This is a genomic window from Citrobacter sp. KTE30, assembly GCF_000398825.1.
Lineage (GTDB): Bacteria > Pseudomonadota > Gammaproteobacteria > Enterobacterales > Enterobacteriaceae > Citrobacter > Citrobacter freundii.
On sequence record NZ_KB976055.1, the window covers coordinates 3,435,980 to 3,460,877 of the forward strand.

General features: G+C 47.5%; 23 protein-coding genes and 3 pseudogenes. 12 read left to right on the top strand and 14 right to left on the bottom strand.

All coding sequences use genetic code 11. The annotated features are described in order from the left end of the window. Positions 1-55: 55 nt before the first annotated feature. Positions 56-298, bottom strand: coding sequence for a hypothetical protein (locus tag WC1_RS0122920; protein WP_032948021.1), 243 nt, complete (start codon positions 296-298; stop codon positions 56-58). 110 nt (positions 299-408) lie between these two features. On the opposite strand from WC1_RS0122920, the gene WC1_RS06815 reads away from it, so the two are divergent. The 3 genes from WC1_RS06815 to WC1_RS06805 are packed head-to-tail and all read left to right on the top strand — an operon-like array spanning position 409 to position 3,159. After that, positions 409-1,410, top strand: a complete 1,002-nt coding sequence (locus tag WC1_RS06815) for a PD-(D/E)XK nuclease domain-containing protein (RefSeq protein ID WP_016150812.1) — start codon at positions 409-411, stop codon at positions 1,408-1,410. Further along, a complete protein-coding gene (locus tag WC1_RS06810) occupies positions 1,410-2,489 on the top strand; it encodes a hypothetical protein (RefSeq protein ID WP_016150813.1) in 1,080 nt (359 codons plus the stop codon). Before WC1_RS06815 ends, WC1_RS06810 begins: the two co-directional genes overlap by 1 nt. After that, a complete protein-coding gene (locus WC1_RS06805; protein WP_016150814.1) occupies positions 2,476-3,159 on the top strand; it encodes a hypothetical protein in 684 nt (227 codons plus the stop codon). The genes WC1_RS06810 and WC1_RS06805 overlap by 14 nt, the downstream gene beginning before the upstream one ends. A gap of 95 nt (positions 3,160-3,254) precedes the next feature. Here WC1_RS06805 and WC1_RS06800 read toward each other — a convergent pair whose 3' ends face one another. The 11 genes from WC1_RS06800 to WC1_RS06755 all read right to left on the bottom strand — a co-directional run bounded on the left by WC1_RS06800 (position 3,255) and on the right by WC1_RS06755 (position 9,944). Further along, positions 3,255-3,488, bottom strand: a complete 234-nt coding sequence (locus tag WC1_RS06800) for a DinI family protein (protein WP_016150815.1) — start codon at positions 3,486-3,488, stop codon at positions 3,255-3,257. Between the two features lie 11 nt (positions 3,489-3,499). After that, positions 3,500-3,688, bottom strand: coding sequence for a hypothetical protein (locus WC1_RS06795; protein WP_001154444.1), 189 nt, complete (start codon positions 3,686-3,688; stop codon positions 3,500-3,502). 158 nt (positions 3,689-3,846) lie between these two features. Next, positions 3,847-6,267: a replication endonuclease gene (locus WC1_RS06790; protein WP_016150816.1), complete on the bottom strand. Its 2,421-nt coding sequence runs from the start codon at positions 6,265-6,267 to the stop codon at positions 3,847-3,849. Next, positions 6,264-7,274, bottom strand: a complete 1,011-nt coding sequence (locus tag WC1_RS06785) for a phosphoadenosine phosphosulfate reductase domain-containing protein (RefSeq protein WP_016150817.1) — start codon at positions 7,272-7,274, stop codon at positions 6,264-6,266. The genes WC1_RS06790 and WC1_RS06785 overlap by 4 nt, the downstream gene beginning before the upstream one ends. Then, entirely contained in the window at positions 7,271-8,119 is an 849-nt protein-coding gene (locus WC1_RS06780) for a DNA adenine methylase (protein WP_016150818.1), read from the bottom strand. The genes WC1_RS06785 and WC1_RS06780 overlap by 4 nt, the downstream gene beginning before the upstream one ends. Further along, entirely contained in the window at positions 8,116-8,343 is a 228-nt protein-coding gene (locus WC1_RS06775; protein WP_016150819.1) for a TraR/DksA family transcriptional regulator, read from the bottom strand. The genes WC1_RS06780 and WC1_RS06775 overlap by 4 nt, the downstream gene beginning before the upstream one ends. Beyond that, on the bottom strand, positions 8,343-8,576 hold the full coding sequence (locus WC1_RS06770) for a DUF2732 family protein (RefSeq protein ID WP_016150820.1): 234 nt from the start codon (positions 8,574-8,576) through the stop codon (positions 8,343-8,345). The genes WC1_RS06775 and WC1_RS06770 overlap by 1 nt, the downstream gene beginning before the upstream one ends. A 67-nt stretch (positions 8,577-8,643) precedes the next feature. Then, a complete protein-coding gene (locus tag WC1_RS06765) occupies positions 8,644-8,982 on the bottom strand; it encodes a DUF5347 family protein (RefSeq protein WP_004144796.1) in 339 nt (112 codons plus the stop codon). Further along, on the bottom strand, positions 8,946-9,146 hold the full coding sequence (locus WC1_RS23970) for a phage filamentation protein Fil family protein (protein ID WP_016150821.1): 201 nt from the start codon (positions 9,144-9,146) through the stop codon (positions 8,946-8,948). The genes WC1_RS06765 and WC1_RS23970 overlap by 37 nt, the downstream gene beginning before the upstream one ends. Positions 9,147-9,153: 7 nt before the next feature. Continuing rightward, on the bottom strand, positions 9,154-9,663 hold the full coding sequence (locus WC1_RS06760) for a phage regulatory CII family protein (protein ID WP_016150822.1): 510 nt from the start codon (positions 9,661-9,663) through the stop codon (positions 9,154-9,156). 32 nt (positions 9,664-9,695) lie between these two features. Beyond that, positions 9,696-9,944, bottom strand: a complete 249-nt coding sequence (locus WC1_RS06755; RefSeq protein ID WP_016150823.1) for a hypothetical protein — start codon at positions 9,942-9,944, stop codon at positions 9,696-9,698. A gap of 119 nt (positions 9,945-10,063) precedes the next feature. On the opposite strand from WC1_RS06755, the gene WC1_RS06750 reads away from it, so the two are divergent. The 3 genes from WC1_RS06750 (at position 10,064) to WC1_RS06740 (ending at position 12,800) form a co-directional block, all read left to right on the top strand. Further along, positions 10,064-10,696 (top strand): phage repressor protein CI, encoded by a 633-nt coding sequence (locus WC1_RS06750; RefSeq protein WP_016150824.1) that lies wholly within the window; start codon positions 10,064-10,066, stop codon positions 10,694-10,696. A gap of 1 nt (position 10,697) precedes the next feature. Beyond that, positions 10,698-11,723, top strand: coding sequence for a site-specific integrase (locus WC1_RS06745; protein ID WP_016150825.1), 1,026 nt, complete (start codon positions 10,698-10,700; stop codon positions 11,721-11,723). A 381-nt stretch (positions 11,724-12,104) separates the two neighbouring features. Beyond that, the gene (locus tag WC1_RS06740; protein WP_016150826.1) at positions 12,105-12,800 is read left to right on the top strand and encodes a DUF4145 domain-containing protein; all 696 of its coding nucleotides are present in this window, start codon (positions 12,105-12,107) and stop codon (positions 12,798-12,800) included. 255 nt (positions 12,801-13,055) lie between these two features. Here the strand turns inward: WC1_RS06740 and WC1_RS0122925 are convergent, their stop codons facing one another. Next, positions 13,056-13,565: a HumD family translesion DNA polymerase gene (locus tag WC1_RS0122925; protein ID WP_096890364.1), complete on the bottom strand. Its 510-nt coding sequence runs from the start codon at positions 13,563-13,565 to the stop codon at positions 13,056-13,058. A gap of 30 nt (positions 13,566-13,595) precedes the next feature. On the opposite strand from WC1_RS0122925, the pseudogene WC1_RS24775 reads away from it, so the two are divergent. From WC1_RS24775 to WC1_RS06725, 6 genes and pseudogenes are all read left to right on the top strand, one after another. Continuing rightward, positions 13,596-13,676: pseudogene (locus WC1_RS24775) on the top strand (DinI family protein); the annotation flags it as partial. Between the two features lie 93 nt (positions 13,677-13,769). Continuing rightward, positions 13,770-13,928 (top strand): annotated as a pseudogene (locus WC1_RS0122930) (DinI-like family protein); the annotation flags it as partial. Beyond that, a pseudogene (locus WC1_RS25010) lies at positions 13,928-14,116 on the top strand (integrase); the annotation flags it as partial. The pseudogenes WC1_RS0122930 and WC1_RS25010, both read left to right, overlap by 1 nt. 39 nt (positions 14,117-14,155) lie before the next feature. After that, the gene (locus tag WC1_RS06735; RefSeq protein WP_016150829.1) at positions 14,156-14,968 is read left to right on the top strand and encodes a hypothetical protein; all 813 of its coding nucleotides are present in this window, start codon (positions 14,156-14,158) and stop codon (positions 14,966-14,968) included. Between the two features lie 560 nt (positions 14,969-15,528). Continuing rightward, positions 15,529-19,071 (top strand): inverse autotransporter beta domain-containing protein, encoded by a 3,543-nt coding sequence (locus WC1_RS06730; RefSeq protein ID WP_016150830.1) that lies wholly within the window; start codon positions 15,529-15,531, stop codon positions 19,069-19,071. 433 nt (positions 19,072-19,504) lie between these two features. Beyond that, positions 19,505-23,860, top strand: coding sequence for an autotransporter outer membrane beta-barrel domain-containing protein (locus tag WC1_RS06725; protein ID WP_016150831.1), 4,356 nt, complete (start codon positions 19,505-19,507; stop codon positions 23,858-23,860). Between the two features lie 215 nt (positions 23,861-24,075). On the opposite strand, the gene iolB is transcribed toward WC1_RS06725, so the two are convergent. Continuing rightward, positions 24,076-24,894: a 5-deoxy-glucuronate isomerase gene (gene iolB, locus WC1_RS06720; protein ID WP_016150832.1), complete on the bottom strand. Its 819-nt coding sequence runs from the start codon at positions 24,892-24,894 to the stop codon at positions 24,076-24,078. Between the last annotated feature and the right edge of the window lie 4 nt (positions 24,895-24,898).

A 24,898-nucleotide genomic window follows, 5' to 3' on the forward strand; every position in this document is an offset into this window, starting at 1 on the left:
ATCAGAGCGCCTCAGCGCCTCGCTGAGCGGTCCTGAGCTTTCGCCACCTGGCATCTCACGACGAAACGCAGCGCCTCACCACGACGCAGGCGCGCACGACCAGCCCCAAAAAATGACCATGCCCGCCCAACATTGAGGCGCCAAAACCACGATTAACCCCAAAACCGCGCGCTCGTATCCCCGCCACGCCTGCCCGCTTTGTGTAGTGGTTTTCATGCACCTGCATGGCATAAGCAAAAGCCCGCCAGAACTGGCGGGCCTGAGCAAAAACGATCCTTTTGCGATCATTCATTTTCATGCGCTATAGTCATGCAACAAACGCATACGAACCATATGGTTAGATTACTCATCAAGTCAGATGGATTTTCAGGTAGATTGCCACAGCAATTGTAAAGGAGCGAGATTGAAATGGGTGGAGAGACTTCGGCTATACAACGAGTCGCGGGTAAGATTTCTGATGATATTTTCTCAGTGTTCAAATGGGATCGTGCCGCTAGAGCGGACATGAACTGGGACTGTTGCCAAGAGGCTCATTCCAAGAAAACGCATCCAAGCGATGTTGTATTTTTCTACATTGATCCATATGAGGAGGAAATGGTCTATCTCAACACAGACCTCAAAAGTTATGCAGAAGGTACTATTGGGAAAAAAATAGTCGAGGGAGCTTTAACATCGCTTGCTTTAGCTACCGAGTGTGCAAATGTGAGTGAAGAATGGCGATTGAAATATGTTCATGATGATTCTTTAGGTTATAACGTCAGAGGGTTGTTATTCTTATATAACCATGATAATTTATATGATAAGGACTTCTATGAGAACATCACAAAAAAATTAGATCACTCATCTATAAATTGCCCTCCAAACATCAAACTACATTTACTTGACCCTTATAAAATATCAGATTTGATAAACATATCTTCTGACATAACCAAATTAATTGGTTCAGGCAAACTTCCCCAGCCTGATAAGTTCACATATTATTATCCAGATCTTTCCCTAACAAGAATAAAACACCCTATTAATCAGACAACACCTGCAACAATTGAATTATTAACATCACCATATATTATAATAAAACATGAGGCTTTTAGTTGGCTCAGAGATAAAAAACCTGAGGGATATGTTGTTTATTACAATCAACCGGGGGATTCAGTAGACGAATTTGTTTACTTCTTTGATATGTTATCAACTTATCAAATACTAACCGAAGGTAAACCAATCGTATTACGCCATTGTCACATTCATCCAAATGAAAATGCTATTCATCACTTTGAAAGAGCGAAAAAGAAATACAGTACAGACTGGCTCTTAGGCGAGGATGAAAGACTTTTTCTTAAAATTGACTTCGACAAAACGGACAAAATTGTTGTTGAATATAATCTTGAACAAATCGGCATGGAGCAACGATAATGGCTAAAAAACTATACTTCGCAACTGACAAAAATATTTATGATGCATTGCATCATAAAAGGATAACCGCTGCAAAGTTACATGAATTATTGTTGAATAGAGGTGTGTTTTTATCACCAGAACTCGACAAGGAAATACTAATTGAGGAAATATCTAAACTTCCTCACGGCTTCAATGAATTAGAACACATAAAAAAACTGGTCAAAACATATGACCCAAGAGAAAGTACTACTAGTGTAAGTTTCCAAACCTCAACAAATCAGGCTGAGTTAAAAAGTGCTGCTGAAGCACTGAAAAAAACATGCTCCCCTAGTAAAGGTCAAAGCCTGAATATTGTAGCTAAAAAGGATGGTTCGCTTACAGTAGAATACAAATATGAAGAAATAGACCTGTCTAAAACTGCATTACGCCAGATCGACAAGCGGAATGTTATAATAGAACTTCGCCCTGGAACTGACAAAGTTGAAGTACGTATGCCTCAAAACCCCGAGGCAAAAAAAGTTATTGAGAGCTTGCAAAACGAGCTATCTAAAATCAAATCCGAGCCTATCGAACGCTTCGAAATATCATTACTAGCAATAACTGATCCTACATTGCGAAGCCAGTTCTTTCAAGAATTAATGAATGGCCTACGTGGTTATGAGACTGATGACGTAACAAAAGTCGAATTAAATCGCAGTACTGATGCTAGTGAAGATGAAGACAAGGAAGAAACTATTGATACCGGATTTGTTAAGAGAGCAGTCCTGAATGGTGAAGGGGTAAATAGTTCAGCTATATTTTCTCAATTACATGAGAAGGGTTATTATATCGGGCGTATTGCATGGTCTTCAAAACCGACAAGTGGAATTGGAGATAGAATCAACGTCGAAGCATTTTTCAAAGACTCAGAGAAATGCTGTGACTTTGCCTATCAAATTAAAGGGATAAACAATCAAAAAGAAGATGGTTTCAATGTAACTATTCGCGCGGCAACGGCACAAGAGAAAAAACATATTAGTGAATTAATTGAGTCCGCCGCTGAAAATGCCTATAATATAATAATAGGATCAGAGGTGAACGAAGATGAAAAAGGTTAAATGGCTTAAGTTAAACATACGGCTTGAGTTTGAAACAGCCGTTAGACGTCTTTCCCTTGATTCTTTTACAGAGGATAAAGGGAAAGGATTCATTTTTGATAAAATACGCCATGACTTTGCAAATGGGCGTTTTGTTGAGCGTATTGTTTATCACGATAAAATATCAAGCTTTGACGGAAGTGAAACTACCGTTGAAAGAATCGAATATCGCACTACAAATTTCAGTGTGGCTTTAGACTCTCTTCCTGTAATGCAGATTACTAACCCCCCCAGAACTTTAAAGCCTTTCTCGCAGGCTTTGGTAAAAAATCTTGGCTTAGGTGTCAGTTTGGAAGAAATTGACATAAACCCTATAGACTGGCTTAATGAAATATCTTCAAGTGTAAATATAAATTTAACACAGCTTGATATTTCAAGGGTTAGAGTCTCTGATTACGCCACGGCTAAAATGCAAATAATTGGCAACAGTGACCTTAGAAAATATTATAAAGAGGAATTAGAGGGTAAAAAAATACGAATTGACAGGCTGGTTTGCTCTGTTAATTCATTAGAGTATTCCGGTAAGCTCAAGATCACCAATAGCGGCCTTGCTTATATTGATGTCAGAAATGAAAATGAGTTTACGAAAATCGTTTTTGATACGTTAAAAAAAGTCACCCTTCATTCATAGATGGCTTATAAGGAGTTCCTTCACCTAACGCCTCGCCTTATTCGTTGTTCAACCTAGCAGGCGTCAGAATCAAGTTCTGACGCCTGCAATGTTTCTTAATGCAGCCAGCTATCGTCCTCCCAGACCTGCTGCATAATTTCCATCACTCGATTTTTGTCTTCATCCAGTTTTAACCCGCTCAGTTCAACACCATTGGCGCTGCCCTTGCGGATACGAATTGCTGTTTTGGGATACAGAGGGCGCAAATTACGGTAAAGCTCGGATTCAAGGGCTTCCAGTGTGGCCTGGCTAATCTTCTGCTCTTTATCGATCATTATTTCAATGCGCATACAGATTCCCTTTAACTGGTAACGTCCATTGACCGGCTGTATTCATGGCTGCGAATTTTCGCCATCAACTCGTCTGTCAGTTCGGACACCCACTGGATAGCCAGCCGCTTTTCTTCGTCGCTGCACTCACTAGCCGCTACAAGCTTGATAAAAAAATCAATACGCTGGAGCTTCAATGACTCCAAAAGATAGTCCTGCATCTTCCCTCCTATCATTACACGGATACACGAATACTGTATGCATACCCACTGTTTATATAAACAGTATAATAGGAACGAAAAAATGTAAAACTGTTTTTTGTCAGTTAATTGGATGCATTGCCCCCTGTCAATAAAGCACGAAATGTTAAACAGCAGTCTTAGTACCACTGGCGCCATTTGTCATCTTCCTGCAGCCGCTGGTTACGGTAAAAAATACGTAAACCGGCACCGGATGGAATACTGCCACCACGCAGAAGCAAATCAATCTCCGATGCACGACTTTCAAACCCTCTGGCAGTCAGTTCTGCCTCAAGCTGCAGGCGCTGCTGCTCCGAAATACTCTGTTTGTATGCTTTTTTCCGCTTAGGTTTAACCAGTCTCAACCTGGCTGTAAGCTCCCGCCGTTCTTTCTGGCTCATACTGTGGAGGTAATCGTGCAATTCCTTCTCATTCATGGATTTTATATCCGGCAGATCCCCCCCTGTCTGGTTCAAATTTTCAACAGGGGGACAGTTATTGCCACGAGTCCAAGGGGCGCTAGCGCCCTGGTCGGCTGTCGCCTCCTGAACGTCAACGGCCTTACGAACCATCTTCCACTTGATTGCGTGCGTGCAGATCCGGCCCTCAATGATCGGGGACCAGATGCCATAGATACGAATACCGTGGTCGCCGTAGGCGCTCGGCTCATCGTTAAGTTCGTATGCCGTTCTGACCAGATGATGTTTGCGGGGAACCAGTACGCCGCCCTGCTTCATGATGTAAGTGGCAAAACACCCGGCATCTGCCGCAGCCAGCACAGCATCAAGTCGTGCATTTTCCAGAACCGGCGCACCTGCTTTTTTATCGCCCTGCACTCTGCCAGCCTGACCCGCCAGCAAACGCAACTCGCGGTATGCCTGGCGGCCCGGAATGCCAAAGAAACGGAACTGCTGGACGCGATGAAGTGACGCCCAGGCGGTGACGTGCTCCGCGCTGTCGCGCAGTGATCTGCCCGTTTCCTTGCTGACTTCTTTAGCCAGCCCGCGCCCGTCGATGTTCTTGCTGATGTATTTTGCAATGTAGCTTGTCGGCGTGCCTTTACGGGGGTTAATCAGCTCAGACTTGAAACGCGGCCCCGTGTTGTTGCCCAGCTCCTCGCGGTCTTCCCGGATGGCAAATTTACGCAGCAACGCAGTGATGGTCCGACGCTCTTTTTTGCGCATGAAGCACAGCAGGTGCCAGTGTACGGTGCCGTCATGGTGTGGCTCTGCAACGCGGACGCCATACCAGCGCAGCCCGGCCTTGTGCATGGCCTTGCGGAATGCGGCGAACGTTTCAACCAGATAGTCACTGCTCTGCCGGACCGTTTCGCTGGTCCACTTTGGATTTGGCCTACCGTTGTTGAGGGTCGCGTGGAAGCGTGACGGGCAGGTGATGGTGTAGAACACGGCACAGTCACCACGCATTTCGGCGATAAGCTCCAGCCCTTTAACACAGGCCATCATCTCGTTGCGACGGTGCGCCGGATTGCTGTTGCTGGCGTTCACCACGTCTTCCATGTCCAGCGTGTCGCCGTCGGCATTCACCAGTTCATGCGACTGGAAAAACTCCAGCGACTTGCGGCGCTGTTCGCGCTTATGGATCACAGCTTCATAGCTGACATACGGGGATGCTTTCTTGTTGACCAGGCAGACGGCGCGCAGCTGCTCCTCGCGCCACTCGCAACGCATCCGCCATAGCTTGCGATACCACCAGTCTGCGCACAGCATCCGTGCGAGCGATCCCGGAATGAGGTCATAGGGCACGGGCTTACGGCGGCGTCTTTTGCGGCGGAGCTGTTCAAAGGCTGGCGGGATAACATCAAGACGCATGGCCTCTGCCGCTACCCTCTCCCATGACTGGCGGATTTCTTCTGGCTTTACGTCATCCGTGACGAACAGATCACCACAGGCCGCATCCAGACACATGCTCATGTGCGCCGCAACCAGGGTAGACAGACGTTTCACCTGGTCCTGATTCATTTCAGGCAAAACCAGCAAGCCTTCCAGCCCGTCATGGCTTGCCATAAAACGGAAGGAAGCAGACACCTGGCTGTCACGCACACGCGCCAGGCGCTCAAGGCATGGCCTGATAGTTTCGCGCAGATAACGGGAATACGCCTTTGCCCTGCCCAGGTCATGAAAGTATTTAATCCGTTCCAGCAGCGGTTTTCTGATGTGGGATGGCTCAGCGCTTACATCAGCGATAATCACCAGGTCGGGATTTGCTCGCTGTTGTTCCCGCGCCATTTTGGCGCGGCTGATGAGGTTATCCTGCTCCATTTCACGCTGGACAGGATCACGGGACTCATTAAAGAAATAGCGTTCCCATACCTGATCACTCAATGCCTCGCGGCGCAGCTTTTCCTGCTCGTTGTCCGCTGCGTAAAGAGTGATCAGGTTTGAAAGCGCAGAACCCGGCGCAAGTTCTGCCGGGTCGTGGTATGGATTGACGGCTTTTTTGGCGGAGTTCCAGGCATAACCCCCGGTAGCATTTTCTACACCACCGTGGGCCTGCGCAGGGGAAAAGGCTGTGAGGCAGCCTGAAATATTTTCAGTCACTCACAAACCCCTGCATAGACACTGCTGCATACCGTGCTGTCATTCATGGATGCCAGCAAATCAAACTGCGCACCGCCGCGTGTCGTTAAAGCCCAGTCGCGATAAGTCTGAATGCCATACGCATCAACTGTAATGACTTCAATACGTTTTTCAGCCCGGCGCGGATCGTGCGTAGAGGGGAAGAACGTTGAATTACCCCGGCGTGAGCACTCAGCTACCATTTTCTCCCATTCAGCAACCCGCTGGATTTCTTCAGGCCAGCGCTGGAAAATTTCTGCCAGTTCAGACTTGCGGGCGTGGATACATGGCATGCATCCGACACGGCTGCAGCCCTGCAGATAGAGTGGGTTTGGTTTGATGCCATGACGCTTCGCAATGGCAAAAACATCTTCATGGAGCCAGTTAAGAATGGGACGATAGACATGCAGACCCGGCGTATTATCAGCATCCTCCTCCCACTCAGGCAGCAATGCGCGAGCAGGTGACTCCTGGGCTCTGACGCCCTGCCAGCTGATTACCTCGTCGTATACCTCCAGCGCAGGCACAACAACCTGCGTGCGAACGGGTTCGTGTTTCAGATCAAACGTGCAAAATCTTGCCTTAGTTGAAGGAAAACGCCCTTTCCACATACATAAATCAAGGAACGGGTTGCCCGTGGGTTTGAGGACTTCCAGTGCCCGGCTTACACGTTCAGCCGCTTCATCGAGCGACATTCCACATTCTTCCACCAGAGAAACAGGCCATTTCTCCGCTATGAACTTTCTTTTGCCTTCTATCTGACGCGTGAAATCTGCTCTGACACGAATCACCTTACCCAGTTTTGATTCCAGATAATCCAGATAGTCCATCGTCTGCGGGTGTTCATGCCCCGTATCCGCAAAGACTGAAATATGCGGAACATCGTTTTCAATGGCACGCAGCCACTGGGCAAGGCTATCCTTGCCACCTGAAATACTGATGATGTTGATTGTGTCGGTGGAGAGGCAACGCTTATCGATGATATTCATGCACGCACCTCAACAGTACGGTCACGGCCCAGTGAATCATCAACGCCAAACCAACGTGCTGATTTGGTAGCAATGATTTCTGCAGCATATTTGCCATCACCTGCAGCTACGCCCATGCTGCGTTTTGCGGTAATTCCATGGCGGGTGAAATTGCGATAAATGGAACGGGTCAGCGAGGTATCGCTATTTGATACGACGACTGGATGCCCTTCTGATGAGCGACGCTCAAGAATAGAGGCCAGGTGATACTGGTCATCCTCGTTAAAGCCAGCGGTATGGTATGCAGTGAAAGTGCCGTCATACGGTGGATCGCAGTACACCACATCACCCGCCTGCAGCATTGCCAGCGTTTCGTCATAGCTGGCGCAGATGAACGTGGCCCGGCGGGCCTTTTCCGCAAAGGTGAGAATTTCGGCATGAGGGAAATAGGGCTTTTTATAGTTACCAAACGTAACATTAAACTGCCCGCTCAGGTTGTAACGGCACAGCCCGCGATAACAATGACGATTCAAATATAAAAACAGTGCCGCGCGCTCCAGCGCGGTCAGCGTCGTATCGGTATTAAATCGCAGGCGATGCTGGTAATAACTTTCAGCGTTATTGTCTTCACTGAAAAATACCAGAGCACATGCAATTAATTCCTCAGTGTGCTGCGCAACTTTCTGATAAAGGTTGATTAAGTCGGCGTTAATATCCGCGACAAGATAATGAGGATAGTCTGTCTCCATCATCACAGCGCACGACCCCGCGAAAGGCTCAACCAGTCGCGGGCCTGCTGGAAGGTGTTTTTTCAGTTCTGTCATGATGGAGGTTTTATTACCCGCCCATTTCAGGATAGTGCTCATACAGCCCCCCCTACGTAATGTTTGCCTTTCAGCTCTGCGATTTCCTGACAAGTGACACAGCACTGCACGCCTGGAATGGCGCGACGGCGTGCTGGCGGGATCGGTGCATCACAATCAATGCAAAGCACACGGGAAACGCCCGGCGTTCTATTGCGGGCGGTGTGGATGTGGCGCTGACGTTCTTCTTCAACGCGCTGCTGTACAAGGTCCATTGAATCAGCCATCAGTGGATCTCCTGCGCTTCGTTCTGGATGTTTTCAGCCGTGGCGCGCAGCAGCTCTGCAGCCTCAACGTGGTTAAGCTGGCGGGAACTAATGCGGCTAGCCAGGCTATCAAGACGGGCAGCCATTGCCGCAGCACGTGCGCGGCGTTCTTCCATGCGGGCCTCTGTCAGTATCTGGTTAAGACCTGCATCATCCGGGCCGATTTTGTTGGAACGGGTTTCGATATTTCGCATTGTTGTTTCTCCTGAATTTGGGCAAAAAAATGCCCGGCGGGTTTACGCCATTAATTTCACTTACTGGTTAATTCGGCATCGCTAGCCGTTTTGGAAATAAACTCACGACTGCGCGAAGATGGTTCATCACACCAATAAGTGCGGTTACCTCGTCACTCGTCAGCTCACTAAATTCAACGCAGTGACGCTCCTTGCTAATATTTGCAAGAAAAAATAATGCAGCAAGCACACGATTATTCAGCTCGTACTTTTCATCACGCTTATCACGCATTTCGTTAATAAAACGATTAAGTTCTTTTTCACAGTCGCCATATAGAGCGGTGCGTAATACAGAAATATGATTTAACGCACTGGCACGCTGCCCGGCGCTCATATTGATAGTGATATCTTCAGCTTTGAAAGCCATGACATTCTTTTCCTGTTACCGGTTAAACCTTCCAGCAGCGCATCCTGAGAGCGGCACGGGTGCCAGCGTTTTCCATCCTTGCCCATGATCCAGCCGTGACCGTAGTGCATTGCCGGGCTTTGCTTTATGAGAAGTGACGCGAAAGATGGTTCTTTATTCAGCATAATCACCTCAGATCAGACCGAACGACGCGCCGAGGCCCGTCACGGTATCTACTGCGCTTGCCATCGCCGGATTCGCCTGCAAACGCGCATGTAATGAAACTGCGGTGAGTGCCATCAAGCGCGTGACAGAGTTGATGCTGTTGAGAACATTGCGGCGGCCCGCACTGGTTTTTACATCACCGGATACTGCGCCTGCAGCTACTCGCCCAATCTCCGCAGTTGCACTCATGACGTAATGTGGCAGGTTCTCTTCTGCCACTTCATTCAATGGCACGCACGGCAGGCAATGGATTTGAGCCAGAAAACCGTCAACAAGCGCGGGGTCCTCAGTCAGGTCGGTAAGCAGATGAATTTCCGGTGCTGTGAGCTGATGCGGCTGATCCGGATTCAGTTTGTTACGCAGCGTCTGGACGTTCATTCCTGCGCGTTCTGCCAACTTCGCCATATTGTGACGCAACGCGAAAGCACGGCAGGCATCGTCGAAATGTGGATGTTTGGAAATCTTATAATCAAACATGTTTCATACCTCAAAAGTTCACATAATTGAACTTAACAACCAACTACAACGTTGTAATTGAATGCAGACTTGTCCATGTTTTTGCTCGCTTGGTCCTTTTTGTATTTGAGGTAAAGAATGAATACGCGCCCTTTGTTTTTTTCTTTCTTTTCAATGTAGTTGGCCAGTTTACCGTTATGAATCATCTGATAAACCGAGCCACGGGAGTACCCCTCCCATTCAGCGAACTCAGCAGGAGTCGCTATAACTTTTGGTACACGAATTGAAATATCAGTGCTCATAGTGCAGTATCTCTCGGTTAAGGTTTGGTTTACGTCGTTTTATCTTGTTTTATATGATTCAAAAGTTGATACACAGAGATACTACGATCCAATATTTGATACGTCAACAGGATTAAATAATGATACAGGTAAAGGCGGGCGAGAATACTGGGGGAAGAGAAGCTATCCATAGGCTAATGGCTGCCTACGATTTCAAGTCAAGACAGCAACTATGCGATCATCTTGGTGCGTCTAAAAGCACCATGGCAAACAGATACTTAAGAGACAGCTTTCCTGCGGAATGGGTAATTCAGTGCGCTCTTGAAACAGGGGTATCTTTGCTCTGGCTAACCACCGGGCAAGGCGAGCCAGGCTCAAATGTTGACACAAAAAAAGATATCAATTTCGTGAACTCCGGCAAAGTTAAACATCTTTCGGACCTTGTTTCTCCTGAAATTGACAAAGCGGCTCTTACTAATGGCTCGTTAGTTGAGGAAGGCAAAGCAATCATTGACAGCAGCCTGCTACCTCCCAGCTCCAGTAACCTACTTTTGGTTAATACCAGTGGTGACTCATATTTGGTCGATCGCAGCCAAACACCACCAGTTAACGGAGTATGGCTGGTTGATATTGACGGAATAAAAAGCATTGTGAAGTTAACTCGCCTGCCAGGAAACAGGTTAGTTGTGCATCAGGATGAATCATCTTTTGAGTGCAGCCTGGATGATATCGAGATAGTAGGCCATGCCTTAAAAATAATTAAGAGCCTTTGATATGACCATCAGAAAACAGCCAAACGGGAAATGGTTGTGCGAGTGCTACCCAAGCGGGCGTGACGGTAAGCGCGTCCGTAAGCAGTTTGCGACGAAAGGCGAGGCTATAGCGTTTGAAAACTTCACAATGGATGAAGTGAACAAAAAGCCATGGTTAGGTGAAAAGGATGACCGGCGGCAATTGTCAGAAGTAATCGAGCAGTGGCATTCGCTATATGGACAGACCCTTGCCGACCCCAAGCGACTGATGGCAAAACTTAGCATTATTTGTAATGGCCTGGGCGATCCCATTGCCTCGGAGCTAACTGCCGGAGACTTTACAAAATACCGTGAAGCGCGCCTAAAGGGTGAGGTCAAAAATGAAGATGGCGTGCTTATGTCGCCAGTTAAGCCCCGCACGGTAAACCTGGAACAACGCAACCTATCATCAGTTTTTGGCACGCTGAAAAAGCTGGGCCACTGGTCAGCACCCAACCCACTCGCCGGGCTACCAACATTCAAGATCGCAGAGGGTGAACTGGCGTTCCTGGCACCGGAGGAAATTAAACGCCTGCTGGATGCCTGCGCCGATTCTCAAAGCCCCAGCTTGCTGATGATTGCAAAAATATGTTTGGCTACCGGTGCGCGCTGGAGTGAAGCCGAAAACCTGCAGGGCCATCAATTATCAAAATACCGCATCACCTACACCAAAACCAAAGGCAAGAAAAATAGAACCGTCCCGATTTCACAGGATCTGTATGACGAACTCCCCAAGAACCGGGGGAAGTTATTCACACCGTGTAGAAAAGCCTTTGAGCGTGCTGTTAAGCGGGCTGGTATCGATTTGCCAGAGGGCCAATGTACTCATGTGCTGCGCCACACCTTCGCCAGCCATTTTATGATGAACGGCGGAAACATACTGGTCCTCCGCGATATTCTGGGCCATGCAGACATTAAAATGACGATGGTTTACGCCCACTTTGCGCCCGATCACCTGGAAGATGCAGTGACGAAAAACCCCCTTCACAATCTCAACTGGAACCGCTAAATTATGGCGGCACTTTGGCGGCATAGACTTAAAATCACATAAAACCCGACGAACACAAAAAACAATAAGGTAATGATTTAAAACGTAAATGTATGTTTTTGCTGATGTAAAAATGGTATGTAGGAATTTCGGACGCGGGTTCAACTCCCGCCAGCTCCACCAATCATGATTGGACAGTGATAGGACATCACTAGCAATAACAGGAAGTTAGTAGTCTCAGCAGGACACCGACCAGACGGTGAGGGGACAAAAAAGGATACGCAAAGGAGCCGCGGCTCCCGAGTGACATAAAAGCCCGCTTATGCGGGCTTTTTTATATCTGAAGACGATTGATAACTTTTGGTATGTAACTTTTTGTTGAATCAGGGGTCAGAAATTTTTATGACTAAGGAACTGCTTAAAGCCCTGTGTCCCACTTGTGGAGGTCTACGTAACTGCACCATACATGGAGAGTTGACCACCAGTTGGGAAGATCAAAAATATCCAGTTTATGGATATCATTACCACCACCTTCTTCAATGCAATGGCTGTGAAACGGTTTTTTATCATCATAATGAGCACTTTAGCGAACATACTACTCATGAATACAGCAATGGTGAGCTTATAGAAACGCCGATTGATATGGTCACTACCTACCCATCAAGTGAAACATTTCAACCACCAGCTTGGCTATCCAAACTTGAATCAGTCGATGGTCAACTATTCCAAATATTCAATGAAATGTATTCCTCTTATAACTCTAGTCATTTCATTCTATCCTCCATTGGTTTGCGCACGATCTTCGATCGTACAGCTGAACTCTTACAAATCCATCCGGGTCTGCCTCTTGGCGAAAAAGTAGAAAAATTAAAGCTGGATGGATTTATCGGAGAAACTGAAGCACTTGTTTTAACGTCAGTAATTAATGCTGGTAATGCAGCCGCACATCGAGGTTGGAGTCCAAACAAAAGCGAATTTGAACAAATGTTAGAAGCTCTTGAAAGTTTTGTTCAAAGAACTCTTTTAGGTAAAAAATCACTTGAGCATATAACTGAAAAAATTCCCCCCAAAGCTAAAAGACCTAAAAAAAACACTTAATCATGAGATATTTTCGATTGGCTATTTTTACTTAAGATTGAGAGTTGGGGTATTAATTCAAGATAGCTTTAGAACTACCATCATATCCTTCATGGGGTGTCGTGGGTCGGAGGTTCAAATCCTCTCGTGCCGACCAAAAATCCTCGAAGAACCAGCCTGTTACGGCTGGTTTTTTTATGCCTGTTTTCTGAACGGGGAATAATCGGGGAAAAACCCCGACACAAAACATCGGCTTTACCGTAAAGTTTAAGCTATTCACATAACCGGGCAGTCATCAAACTCCGCGTTCCTGGCATCATTAATGATGTACGTGATAACTCCAAATATTGCGTGTGAGGAATTGTAGCCATCACCATCTTCTGGTAGCGCTTCCCTTCTCCCGTTCTCCAGATTTATCAGGTGGGGCTGAGGGTGAGTTCGATATCGCTTGCTCCTGAATTCCCCGTCGATTGCACATATCAGCAATGAGCCATCACAGGCAGTAAGTGACGCATCCACAACCAACAGCGCCCCCTGAAGTATTCCTTCCCTGAAATGTGAACGTGATGCCCGCATGAAATAAGTCGCTGCAGGCTGGCTGATAAGCAACTGATCGAGGGAGATCCTTGTTTCAACGTAATCACTGGCAGATGAAGGGAACCCCATGGCTATAGTCCTCCGTTTGTTTGGATTGAACAACTGAAAGGTACGGTTCTCGCCTTCCTGCGTTGATACATCGCGGAACGTTGTCACATACCACTCGATCCATTCGTTGGCCTGCTTCATCGTCCAGTGCCAGTTAACCTTGCTCAGTTCCTGGACAAATCGCTGTGTGGTGACAGTCTTCCGGCCATTCGGTTCTTGCTGTATCGAAGCATGCCAGGCTATTTCAATATCGCTACGTCGTGGCATCATTACACCCTCTCTTGAACACTGGATAAAAACACAGTACAAGTACTGCATATTCATCCAGTAAAGAGGCAATGAGCAATGTTCGTGGAACTCATTTATGACAAAAGGAATTTTGATGGTCTGCCCGGTGCAAAAGATATCATTCTGGGCGAATTGACCAAGAGGGTTCACCGGATCTTCCCCGATGCTGATGTTCGGGTTAAACCGATGATGACACTGCCAGCGATCAACACTGATATCGTAACCCTTACCAGACAAGACACACATTCGCCACCAGCCATATTAGCCGTGGAGCCAACCTATTTTGGCTGGCAACTCAGATGGGCCATAAAGGCCCAGAAATGTTGTTTAGGCATTATGGTCGATATCTGAAAGAGTACGATAATAATACTTCACTACAAACATTGAATTGCAAACAAAACTAAAGAATAATCTCTGCTCTTGAATAGAGTAGAGATGTGAAGATGACCCCAGATAGAGTGATAGCCTTAGTAGCAGCTATTGCAGCATTGGTATCTGCAATAGCTGCTTTAATGGTTGTTGGACAGGCTAGTTTACAAAGAAAACTATCTTATAAACCACAAGTTGTATTTAACCCTCAGTCATTTACTTATAAACTAAACAATAATAAAAATGACATATTCAACAGAATCCATCTAAAAAGAAGTAATAACACTCATCTAAATAAAAGTAACATAGCTATAAACATTGGACTTGGAGCCGCGCTGGATGTAGTTATCCATTGGGAGTATGAATATCAAAAATCTATAGATACAATAAACTCATACTTCAGTAAATTAGAAAGGCCGACTAAGATTTCGTTGTATGACAATGAATTAACAATTGATAACGCAGATCCCGAGATTGGATATCAATTTGCCTCACGTTATGGAGAGGATACTCATGATTATATTCTATCATTCAATCAAAACCCTGCACTAACAGAAATACTAATCCCATTTCCCTGCATATCTTTAAATTGTGCGATTTTAATCTACTCACTAAGTGCCGAAGGTAAGGTAAATAGAGATTTACCAAAACTCACACTCACAATAAGCTATAAAGATATAGGTGGTAGTAAATTCAAAGAGGAATACGATATAGAAGTAGACTTTTATAACATAGTTAATAACGACGATGATATCTTGATGAATGGGAAAATTACTTTCAACAAAATTGGTATAAAGGAAAAGACAGTAAAGGGACTTGAAGGTATCCGCAAAAGATACGCCGAATTCATCAATGATAAAGACTTCAATAAAAACAGCATGTTATAGGATTACGGATGCTGGTTCAACTCCCGCCAGCTCCACCAATCATGATTGGATAGTGCCAGGACAGCACTAGCAAAAACAGGAAGTTAGCAGTCTCAGCAGGACACCGACCAGACGGTGAGGGGTCAAAAAAGGATACGCAAAGGAGCCGCGGCTCCCGAGTGACATAAAAGCCCGCTTAAGCGGGCTTTTTTATGCTCTTTGACCCGTCCTGAATAGCGTTGGCACGTTCCAGACTTAAATCCGGAGAACGTGATGATAGCTGAATACGAACAAGCAGATTAATTTCCTGACACCCCTTTATATTTAACAGTGAACGACCATGGTTAAATAACACCCCTACAAACTTAAAATCGTCACGATAAAAAGAAACATATTTTTTAAATATATTTGTCATTTAAACATTCGACATAGTTAGCCCCCCCCACGCCACATAGTGTAAAAATATCCAGTTAACTTCTCCATGAACAACTCTTGAATTTTCCTACTAAATACATATATTACGCAGCCCGTTCAGTACATAGAATAACCTTTGATTTTTTTAATTGATATTGGAGTTACGAATGTCAAATAAGAAAATTTCGCGGAGCAATGGGGCAACAGGCCCCGTTAATAAGGTTGTCGCATGGTCAACAATCGCTTTGCAGGCCCTGTATCCTGCCCTTCTTAGCTTCACGCCAACCATTAGCCATGCGTCAGCCGTTAAGGCATCGCAGACCGCCGCAGAACAGCAAGAACTGCGCGGCCTGTCTTCTCTCGCCGCGCAAGCTGGCAGAAGTATTGAAAACGGCCATGCGGGCAGTTTTGCTGCCAATACCGTCTCAGCACAGGCAACGAAGGAGGTGGTAGAGTGGCTACAGAAGTACGGTAATGCGCGTATTCAACTCAACGTCGATGACGCTTTCTCGTTGAAAGATTCGTCGTTCGATTTCCTTTATCCGTGGATTGATACAAAGCAGCATGTTTTATTTAGCCAGACATCGCTTCACCGTACCGATGACAGAACCCAAACTAATATCGGTATGGGTTATCGCTACTTCACGGCGGATAATTCAATGCTGGGCGCAAACTTATTTTATGACTACGATTTAAGTCGTCATCACGCACGTATGGGTGCAGGCGTTGAGTATTGGCGAGATTATTTACATGCAGGCGCAAATGCTTATTTAAGATTATCAAAATGGAAGGATTCCCACGATCTGGATGATTATCAGGAACGTCCAGCGGATGGATGGGATATCTATACCCAAGGTTGGTTGCCATCGTATCCGCAACTGGGCGCATCGCTTAAATATGAAAAGTATTACGGCAAGAATGTCGGCCTCTTTGGCAGCGATCATCTTCAGGAAAATCCGTACGCCTTTACAGGCGGGATCAGCTATACGCCGGTTCCGCTAGTTACGCTTTCCGCTGAACACAAGCAGGGGCAGAGCAATACTCATGATTCACGCTTCGGCGTAGAGATTAACTATCGCCCCGGCATCCCGCTGGCGAAGCAGTTGGATAGCGACAATGTTGCGTTGATGCGCGAAGTTCAGCACGGACGCTACGATTTTGTCGAACGAAATAACAATATTGTTCTGGAATACCTCAAAAAATCGGTTCTGAAAATCCGCCTGCCTGAAAGCGTACAGGGGGAAGGTGGCGCCGTTGTTCCGGTGACTATTTCACTGGATAAATCCCACTGGGGCATTCAGTCGGTAGAGTGGAACGATAGCGCATTTGCCGCCGCTGGCGGGCGCATTTCCGGTAGCGGCACGTCATGGCAACTGACGTTACCCGCTTATACACCAGGCGGCACCAATCAGTGGCAGATCGGCGCAACGGCGCGAGATGTTAAAGGAAACGTCTCTAACTATGCAGTGATGAGCGTAACGGTGACGGGGAATTCAGCCTCTGTCGGCACAATGGATTTTACATTGAACGACGAGCAGCAACCGATCATCGCGGCTGATGGGAAGTCACAGCATCCGGTTAAGCTGGTGCTTAAAGATACCAATGGCAATCCGTTAACAGGGCTTGCACATGACATTGAGTTGTCTTTGGCATTTACGCCTGACGCACAGAGAAATCGTGAGCGTTCGGCACAGGCTCCAAAGCTTGGTGAAGTGCAGGAAACCCGTTCCGGGGTGTATACCGCGATGCTGACGCCGGGTTTAACGGCGGGGACGGCACGCATAACCGCTAAAGTCCTGGGTAAAACAGAAACCCTGACAGTGACACTAAAAGCGGTTTCCGCCGAGTCGGCAAAATCGACATTCACGGTAATGCCCATGGAGCAGGTCGTAGGGCACCCGATTAACCTGGTGTTAGAAGCAAAAGATAAAGACGGGAATGCCATCACCGGCGACGACAGCTTACGTTTTTATGCTGTTTCAGCCAGCGGCGAGATCCGTTTTACTGCAGTAGAAGAGAAAGACGGCGTGTACAGCGCTAAGGCAACGTCTGAACTGGCTCAGGCGACACGCATTGGTGTGACGTCACAAAAACATGATTTCTCCGGACTGGAAAAAGAAGCCAACTGGATTGCAGACAAAACGCAGCCGGTGGTGCAGGCTTTTAACCTGACCAGAGACAATGCGCTGGCGGATGGCAAACAGAGTAATGTCGCGGTCGTTACCCTGACCGACCCTTATGGTAACGCGCTATCCGGATACACGGTCACCCTGGCGTTACCGTCACAGGTCAAGGTTGCGAATGGCGAGAACGTTGCCACCACCGATGCCAAAGGTGAAGCAAGATTCTCACTGACCAGTTCAACACCGGGAACCTATGAGGTTACGCTGAACGTGGGGAACATCAGCTCATCCCTAAGCGTCACATTTGCCTCTGCAATGGAGGGGGCAACATTGTCTCTGACAGCCAAAGACAATGGCGCAATCACCAATATTGCAGCAAACGGTCGCGATGGAGCCACACTTGAGATCATGCTCAACAATACCAACGCGTCGGTTGAAGGACAGAAAGTGGAGCTTATCGTAACGCCACAAGGGCTCGTGTACCCGGACAAAATCACCACCAATAAAGAGGGTTACGCGACGGTAACGATAACAACGGTTAAGGCGGGTCATTACACTGTTAATGCCAGGGTTACAGATGGGCAGCACAGCGTTGAGTCCTCAAGCGTTGACCTGGAATTCGTACCTGATATTAACAGCGCAGTGCTGAATTTAGCGGCACCTGCTGAGAGCATCGTGGCAAACGCATCAGCTACGCATGAAATTCAGGTACAGGTTGTCGACGGTGAGAACAACCCATTTAGTGGCGACGTGCACCTGACCAGTACCCCTGCCAATGGATTAAAACTGGGCCAGTCAGAACTGACATTGGATGAGAAAGGAATGGCATCGACAACCTTTGTTGCCACAGAAGCCGGGCACTATCAATTGCAGGCAACCTTTATCAAAGAGGGTAAACGCGTTACGGCGGGTAAGGCGATTGAGGTGGTATCAGATCTGCAAAATGCAGCGTTGACGATCGAACCGTCAACCACATCCGCCGTAGTGAGTGATGTTGATAACGTGGCGTTTACCCTGCATCTGAGCGATACATCGGGGAACAGCGTCAGCAACCGTAAGCTGAAGATTACGGCCACAGGCCCATCGCCACGCGATCCTCTGGTGATTGATAATACGCTTGTCACCACCAATGCTTCCGGTACTGCGACCGTAAATGTCCACGGTCAAAAGGCGGGTCGTTACACGCTGACCGCCACATTGGCTGAACACGGTAGCAACGTCTCGGCAAATGCTTCGCTGATGCTGAATGCTGATGCCCAGAATCCAGTACTCACTCTGGAGCAGGATTTTGGCTACGTCGTTGCCAACCTTGAGCCGGTGGGCTTTATGGCCCGATTGCGGGATAAATTTGGCAATCCGTTAAACGGCAGTGTCGAATTTAGCGCAGGCAGCAGAGCCAAACCCGACAGCGGAACCTTTACGATGACACCGGATAAAACCAACTTTAAGTTAGGAAATGCCTACTCTGAACTGAGAACGGATACTGCTGGTGAAAGTTGGGTGAAAGTGAAGGCAACGACGGGAGATAAAACGTTGGAAAAAGAACTCACCGTCTGGGTAGTTGAGAATCATCAACCGAATTCCTGATCGGGATATAAACAGGAGATAGCCGCAGCATGGCGGCTATCTCCCTTTCTATATATTGTCCACACGTCTTCTACCCACTAAGACTCAGAACTGTAATAGGTATAGCAAAGCTAAGTTCACTCTCGACGATTCCCCCTCCCCCGTTGATTTTAAAACAAGCAGCAATATAATAAAGGGGCTGGAAATATCGGCAAAGCCTCAGGTAAAATATTTTCAGACTGATGGCTACATTATCAAAATTAATTTATCACGTGACAAACTACGCAGGGAGACTTGAATCAAGTATCCAGTACTGATGTTTACACCACATTAATGACACATGACATATATCATCAATTCGGAGATCTGCATTTTCACTCTCAAAAATGTGGCCCGATAAATACCTTACCCCAAAAGTGTTAAATTTTTATTATGATTATTTTGCGGAGAGTTTATGAACAAAATATATCAAATAAAATGGAGTAAAGTCCGTAATTGCTGGTGTGTGTGCTCCGAACTGGGAAGGAAGAACACGAAAAAAAAGTCCAGGGCGTTATTAGCCGGTGCTGTAGCGCTATGTTCATCAATGGCCTTTGCTAATGATATTGATGTCAGCACAGATAACACCGTTGATTTCGGCGAAAAAAACCAGTCTATTAATTACCATATCAATGTAAAAGATAATGCTAACCTGGTAATCAATGCGCCGGACTCTCGCCCCCGCCTGACCTTCACATCAGGTGGTGGGCTGGATATTACCCAAGGAACAGTGCGTATCAATGGTGAGCTAAACGTTCTGCTGAGAGGTACGGGTTACCTTAACGTGTCCAATGCAGGCAGCGAACTCTATGCTGACGACTTATATGACAGTGCATCAGACAACTGGCGAACTGGCGGTTATTTTAACGTGTCTGATGGCGGTAAGATTCATGTTAAAGGGACCAGTCGTCTTACCTATGAAAGGGGAAACATTAGCGGCGAAGGTAGCCAGGTAAATACACAAACATTCTTTATGGGTGTTTTCAAGAGCTACGGTGGTGATCAATTCCTGTCGGTTAATAACAAGGGTGAAATTAACGCCAGTGAGAAATTAAGCCTGGGGTATTACAATCAAGATTCAAATACCACGCTGGTGGTATCTGACATGGGGAAAATATCTGCCCCAGAAATTAGCTTGAGTACGAACTCAGAATTAGCATTAGGCGCTCAAGAAGGTGAGAAAGCTAAATCTGCTGGGGTTATTGACGCCAAGAAAATAGAGTTTGTCTGGGCTAGCACAGACAATAAAAAAATCACACTGAACCACACCAGTGATAACGCAAATATAACAGCTGATATATCAAGCGGCAGTGAGGGGCTGGGTAATATCAATGCGCTAAATGGTACAACGTTTTTATCTGGTGATAACTCAAAATTTAGCGGCAACGTAAAAATTGCCAGGAATGCCACCCTTGGGGTTACGCAGAACCTGGGAACCGCTGATATTAGCAATAGCGGCAAACTCTTACTGAACGCCCAGGACAACATGGAGTTTACCAATAAGGTTGCGGGGAACGGCATTATCTTCGTCGGCGCCGGAAATGTGGCGTTATTAGGTGATAACACCGCCTTTAAAGGAAAGATCAATGTTGAATCGGGTGCCGTTGCAACCGTGTCCGATCAGAAAAACCTGGGCTCTGCCGGGTTATCCGTTGACGGGAAACTGCAGCTCAATAGCACCAGCGACTGGTTGTTTAGCCACCAGATTTCTGGGTCTGGCATCCTGGGGGTCGATACGGGAAATCACGCTTTCTCTTTTAAAAATAGTACAGCGACCTCTGGGTTCACTGGTGCTCTGGCATTACAAAATACGACATTCAACCTGCAGGGAACCAACACCGATGCTCTTGCAAAAGCAGGGCTGATTGCAGGAAAAGGGAGTGAAATTTCACTGGGCACAGGCACACAGTCCATTGGAAGCCTGGCCTTTTCTGGCGGTACCATTGAGTTTGGTAACATTACCCCCGGCATACACCAAACCGACAAAATGGTGAATGTTAAAGACCAGTTAGACCTGACGGGATCTGGTGCTGTGCAGGTGAATCCTGTGGGCGTAGTGGACGCCATATCTCAAGGTATTGATACCGGTCTCTCCTTAATGGAGCAGGAAGACGCCAATGCGGAAATTAAACTGGTTTCCACCAATTCAGCAACCGTTGTAACAGGAGATGCCGGAAACCTGCAACTGCAGGATCTGAACGGTAACGCGATAACAGACGCTGTTCAGCATGACATCAGCCAGGACGGGCAGGTTGTAGCAAAGGGAACATACGACTATCGCCTGACCAGCGGGCAAAACCATGACGGCCTTTATGTGGGCTACGGTCTGACGCAGATTGAACTACAAGGACAGGGTCAGAATGCACTGCTCCTGAACGCCAACGGAAAAATCGGGGCGGCTGCGGAATTGAGTTCCCGCCTGACCGGCTCCGGGGATCTGGCGCTCGACAGCCAGAAAGGCCACACAGTTTCACTATCTGGTTTGAATAATGATTACACCGGTCTGACCGATTTGCGCAGCGGTAATCTACTGATGCTCAATGATAATGTTCTGGGCCATACAGCAGGTCTGCAGATGGCAGAAGAGACCGTTTTGGATATGAATGGGCATAGCCAGACGATTGGGCAGCTAACCAGCGCAGCGGGATCAGTTCTGAATATTAATGGCGGTAGCCTGACGATTTCTAACGGCGGAACATCCGCGGGGGCATTGGTCGGCAGCGGTAATCTGAATATCGATAACGGTGTCTTTAGCGTGAAGGGCTGTAATGCGTCCTTAAACGCAACAACGGCCATTGCCTCCGGCGCAGAGGTCGCTCTGGATAATGCTCAGGGATTGGGAACCGGGAAGATTATTGCCGATGGTCATCTCAACCTCAATGCCGTTGAGGGACACTTGTCCAACAACCTTAGCGGTAAGGGTGAAGTTTCATTCAGCGAATCTAACGTCGCTCTTAAGGGGGATAACAGTGGATTTAGCGGCCAGCTTAACCTGGATAAAAACACACAATTAGTGGCGTCAGCCGCCGAACATCTGGGGGAGGCGACGATTCACAATCAGGGTGACATGATCCTTAACAGCATGGATGACTGGACCATGCAAAACCAGGTAGATGGCAGCGGTAATATCATCAAGCAAGGCCAGGGCACTGTCACTCTGACTGCGAATTCCACCTATACCGGCACCACGGATATTCAACAAGGGGGGCTGATGCTGGGTCAGGAGGATGCACCTGTTACTTTAGCGAGCCAGCAGGTCAATATATCTTCTGCCGGTACGCTTTCAGGCGCGGGAACGGTACTAGGCAGTATCCATAATGCCGGACTGTTTGTTGCCGGAAATGGAGCATCAGGCCACTTTACTGTTGGCGGAGATCTCACCAATCAGGGTGCGATATCTTTGGGGAATATTGGACAGTCCGCCGGCAACCAGCTGATTGTTGAAGGAAATTACCACGGCAACAATGGTCATATTAATTTTGATACGGTTCTGGGGGACGATCGTTCGGCCACCGATAAGCTTATTGTAAAAGGTGATACTACTGGCAATACTCAAGTAAGTGTCACCAATGCAGGAGGCCAGGGCTCACAAACTCTGGAGGGGATTGAGCTTATTCATGTTGATGGCCGTTCTGATGGTGATTTTGCTCAGAGCGGACGTATCACTGCGGGTGCGTATGATTATTCATTGGTTCGAGGTCAGGGGGCTAACAATAATCACTGGTATCTGACCAGTCAGTTGATTAAGCCTGAAAATCCCGAAAAACCGGTTTCGCCCACAGAGCATATGCTTCGCCCGGAAGGAGGAACCTATACCGCGAACCATGCTGCAGTAAACACCATGTTCAACATGCAGCTACACGATCGCTCGGGCAAAGCTCAGTACACAGATGTGTCAACCGGAGAGATGAAAACCACCGGTATGTGGATGCGTCAGGCAGGTAGCCACCAAAGTTGGTATGACGGTAGCAGCCAGTTGCGTACTCAAAGTAATCGCTATGTGATGCAGCTCGGCAGCGATATCGCGCAGGGCTCAACCAACGGGCATGATAGCTGGCGTCTCGGGATCATGGCCGGATATGGCCATGACAATAATCAGACCCGCTCATCAGCAACGAGTTACGCCTCGCGAGGTAGCGTCAATGGCTACAGCACTGGCCTTTATGCCACGTGGTTTGCCGATAACACTGATCATAAAGGCCTGTACTTCGACGGTTGGGCACAATATGGATGGTTTGATAACCATGTCAAAGGTGAAGGACTGGCTTCTGAGTCCTATAAATCCAAAGGTCTGACGGCATCTGTTGAAACAGGGTATACCTTTAAAGTTGGCGAATTCTCTGGCAGCAAAGGAACCGTTAATGAGTGGTATGTTCAACCGCAGGCGCAGGTTACCTGGATGGGGGTCAAATCTGATGACCATCGGGAAGCTAACGGAACGCGTATCGAGATGAATGGTAACGGTAATATTCAAACCCGTCTTGGAGCCAGAGTCTATCTGAAAAGCTTTAATAAAATGGATGAGGGCAAAGGCCGCGAATTCCAGCCATTTATTGAAGCTAACTGGCTCCATAATACACGCAGTTTTAGCACAAAAATGGACGACGTTAGCGTCAGCCAGGAAGGTGCACGCAATCTGGGAGAGATTAAACTGGGTGTCGAAGGCCAGATTACGCCAGATTTAAATCTGTGGGGTAATGTGGGCGTCCAGATGGGAGACAACGGTTACAACAACAGCGCGGCAACGTTAGGACTGAAATATCATTTCTAATCAGCCCGCAACAAAAGATAGCTGGGGTGTTTTCGACAGCACCCTGGCTACTGCCATAATCCCAAATATATCGACGCTTGCATTATTCTCATAGCCAGGCGAGCTATGAGAATAATGAGCACTTAAATAGTACCAACCGTCATCCCATCCCTCCCATTTTACTGATCAAAAGGAGGGGAAAAAACGACTCGCTTTTAACAAAGCCATTCAAAACCTTACTTATCAACTGGATACTCGCGATTAATCCACGCATGTTCATCTTCCCAGGTGAACATCCATTTGCGTACCGGGCCCGCCATCACGTTGAGGTAGTAGCTGTCATATCCTGCCAGGGTTGCCACCGGGTGATACCCTTTTGGCACCATCACGACATCACGGTTATAGACAGCCATACACTCGTCAAGCGACCGGTCGTCGGTGTATACCCGCTGCAGACAGAATCCCTGCGGCGGGTTGAGGCGATGGTAGTAAGTCTCTTCCAGATAGGTCTCCTGCGGCGGATTGTCGGTATCATGCTTATGACTTGGCCAGGAACTGGTACAGCCTTCGTTGGTCCACACTTCCACCACCAGCAGGCTGTCGGCGGGTTTATCTTCCGGTAAAATGTTATGCACGTAACGCTGGTTGTGACCTTTGCCGCGCGCTTCCCCGTCGATATCCTTAGGGGCGATCAGCCGTGTTGGGTGTGTGCCTTTCCCCGGCGCAGCGCAGACCGCCAGCTCCAGTCTGGTCACTGCCTGAACCTGTATGGTTTCACCAGCAGTGACATAGACCGCCCACGGTTTTATCCGTTCGAACGGGCTCATCCGCTCGCCGATATCTGTAAAGGTTGCACCCGGCGTGGTGATGGTCGCGCGTCCGGCGACCAATACCAGACAACGTTCTTCGCTGACGGCGGGCAGCGTAAGCTGCTGCCCCTCTTCCAGTTCGTACGCTTTAAAGCCAACATATTCCCAACCGGCGCTTTCCGGCGTCACTGACTGCGTACGCCCCTGCGCGTCCAGCTGCTGCCAACGTGATAATAAACGTGACATATCA

Coding starts and splice junctions, on each gene's coding strand:
- WC1_RS0122920 (WP_032948021.1), bottom strand. CDS start 298: ATGAAAATGAATGATCGCAAAAGGATCGTTTTTGCTCAGGCCCGCCAG.
- WC1_RS06815 (WP_016150812.1), top strand. CDS start 409: ATGGGTGGAGAGACTTCGGCTATACAACGAGTCGCGGGTAAGATTTCT.
- WC1_RS06810 (WP_016150813.1), top strand. CDS start 1,410: ATGGCTAAAAAACTATACTTCGCAACTGACAAAAATATTTATGATGCA.
- WC1_RS06805 (WP_016150814.1), top strand. CDS start 2,476: ATGAAAAAGGTTAAATGGCTTAAGTTAAACATACGGCTTGAGTTTGAA.
- WC1_RS06800 (WP_016150815.1), bottom strand. CDS start 3,488: ATGCGCATTGAAATAATGATCGATAAAGAGCAGAAGATTAGCCAGGCC.
- WC1_RS06795 (WP_001154444.1), bottom strand. CDS start 3,688: ATGCAGGACTATCTTTTGGAGTCATTGAAGCTCCAGCGTATTGATTTT.
- WC1_RS06785 (WP_016150817.1), bottom strand. CDS start 7,274: ATGAATATCATCGATAAGCGTTGCCTCTCCACCGACACAATCAACATC.
- WC1_RS06780 (WP_016150818.1), bottom strand. CDS start 8,119: ATGAGCACTATCCTGAAATGGGCGGGTAATAAAACCTCCATCATGACA.
- WC1_RS06775 (WP_016150819.1), bottom strand. CDS start 8,343: ATGGCTGATTCAATGGACCTTGTACAGCAGCGCGTTGAAGAAGAACGT.
- WC1_RS06770 (WP_016150820.1), bottom strand. CDS start 8,576: ATGCGAAATATCGAAACCCGTTCCAACAAAATCGGCCCGGATGATGCA.
- WC1_RS06765 (WP_004144796.1), bottom strand. CDS start 8,982: ATGGCTTTCAAAGCTGAAGATATCACTATCAATATGAGCGCCGGGCAG.
- WC1_RS23970 (WP_016150821.1), bottom strand. CDS start 9,146: ATGCTGAATAAAGAACCATCTTTCGCGTCACTTCTCATAAAGCAAAGC.
- WC1_RS06760 (WP_016150822.1), bottom strand. CDS start 9,663: ATGTTTGATTATAAGATTTCCAAACATCCACATTTCGACGATGCCTGC.
- WC1_RS06755 (WP_016150823.1), bottom strand. CDS start 9,944: ATGAGCACTGATATTTCAATTCGTGTACCAAAAGTTATAGCGACTCCT.
- WC1_RS06750 (WP_016150824.1), top strand. CDS start 10,064: ATGATACAGGTAAAGGCGGGCGAGAATACTGGGGGAAGAGAAGCTATC.
- WC1_RS06745 (WP_016150825.1), top strand. CDS start 10,698: ATGACCATCAGAAAACAGCCAAACGGGAAATGGTTGTGCGAGTGCTAC.
- WC1_RS06740 (WP_016150826.1), top strand. CDS start 12,105: ATGACTAAGGAACTGCTTAAAGCCCTGTGTCCCACTTGTGGAGGTCTA.
- WC1_RS0122925 (WP_096890364.1), bottom strand. CDS start 13,565: ATGAAGCAGGCCAACGAATGGATCGAGTGGTATGTGACAACGTTCCGC.
- WC1_RS06735 (WP_016150829.1), top strand. CDS start 14,156: ATGACCCCAGATAGAGTGATAGCCTTAGTAGCAGCTATTGCAGCATTG.
- WC1_RS06730 (WP_016150830.1), top strand. CDS start 15,529: ATGTCAAATAAGAAAATTTCGCGGAGCAATGGGGCAACAGGCCCCGTT.
- WC1_RS06725 (WP_016150831.1), top strand. CDS start 19,505: ATGAACAAAATATATCAAATAAAATGGAGTAAAGTCCGTAATTGCTGG.
- iolB (WP_016150832.1), bottom strand. CDS start 24,894: ATGTCACGTTTATTATCACGTTGGCAGCAGCTGGACGCGCAGGGGCGT.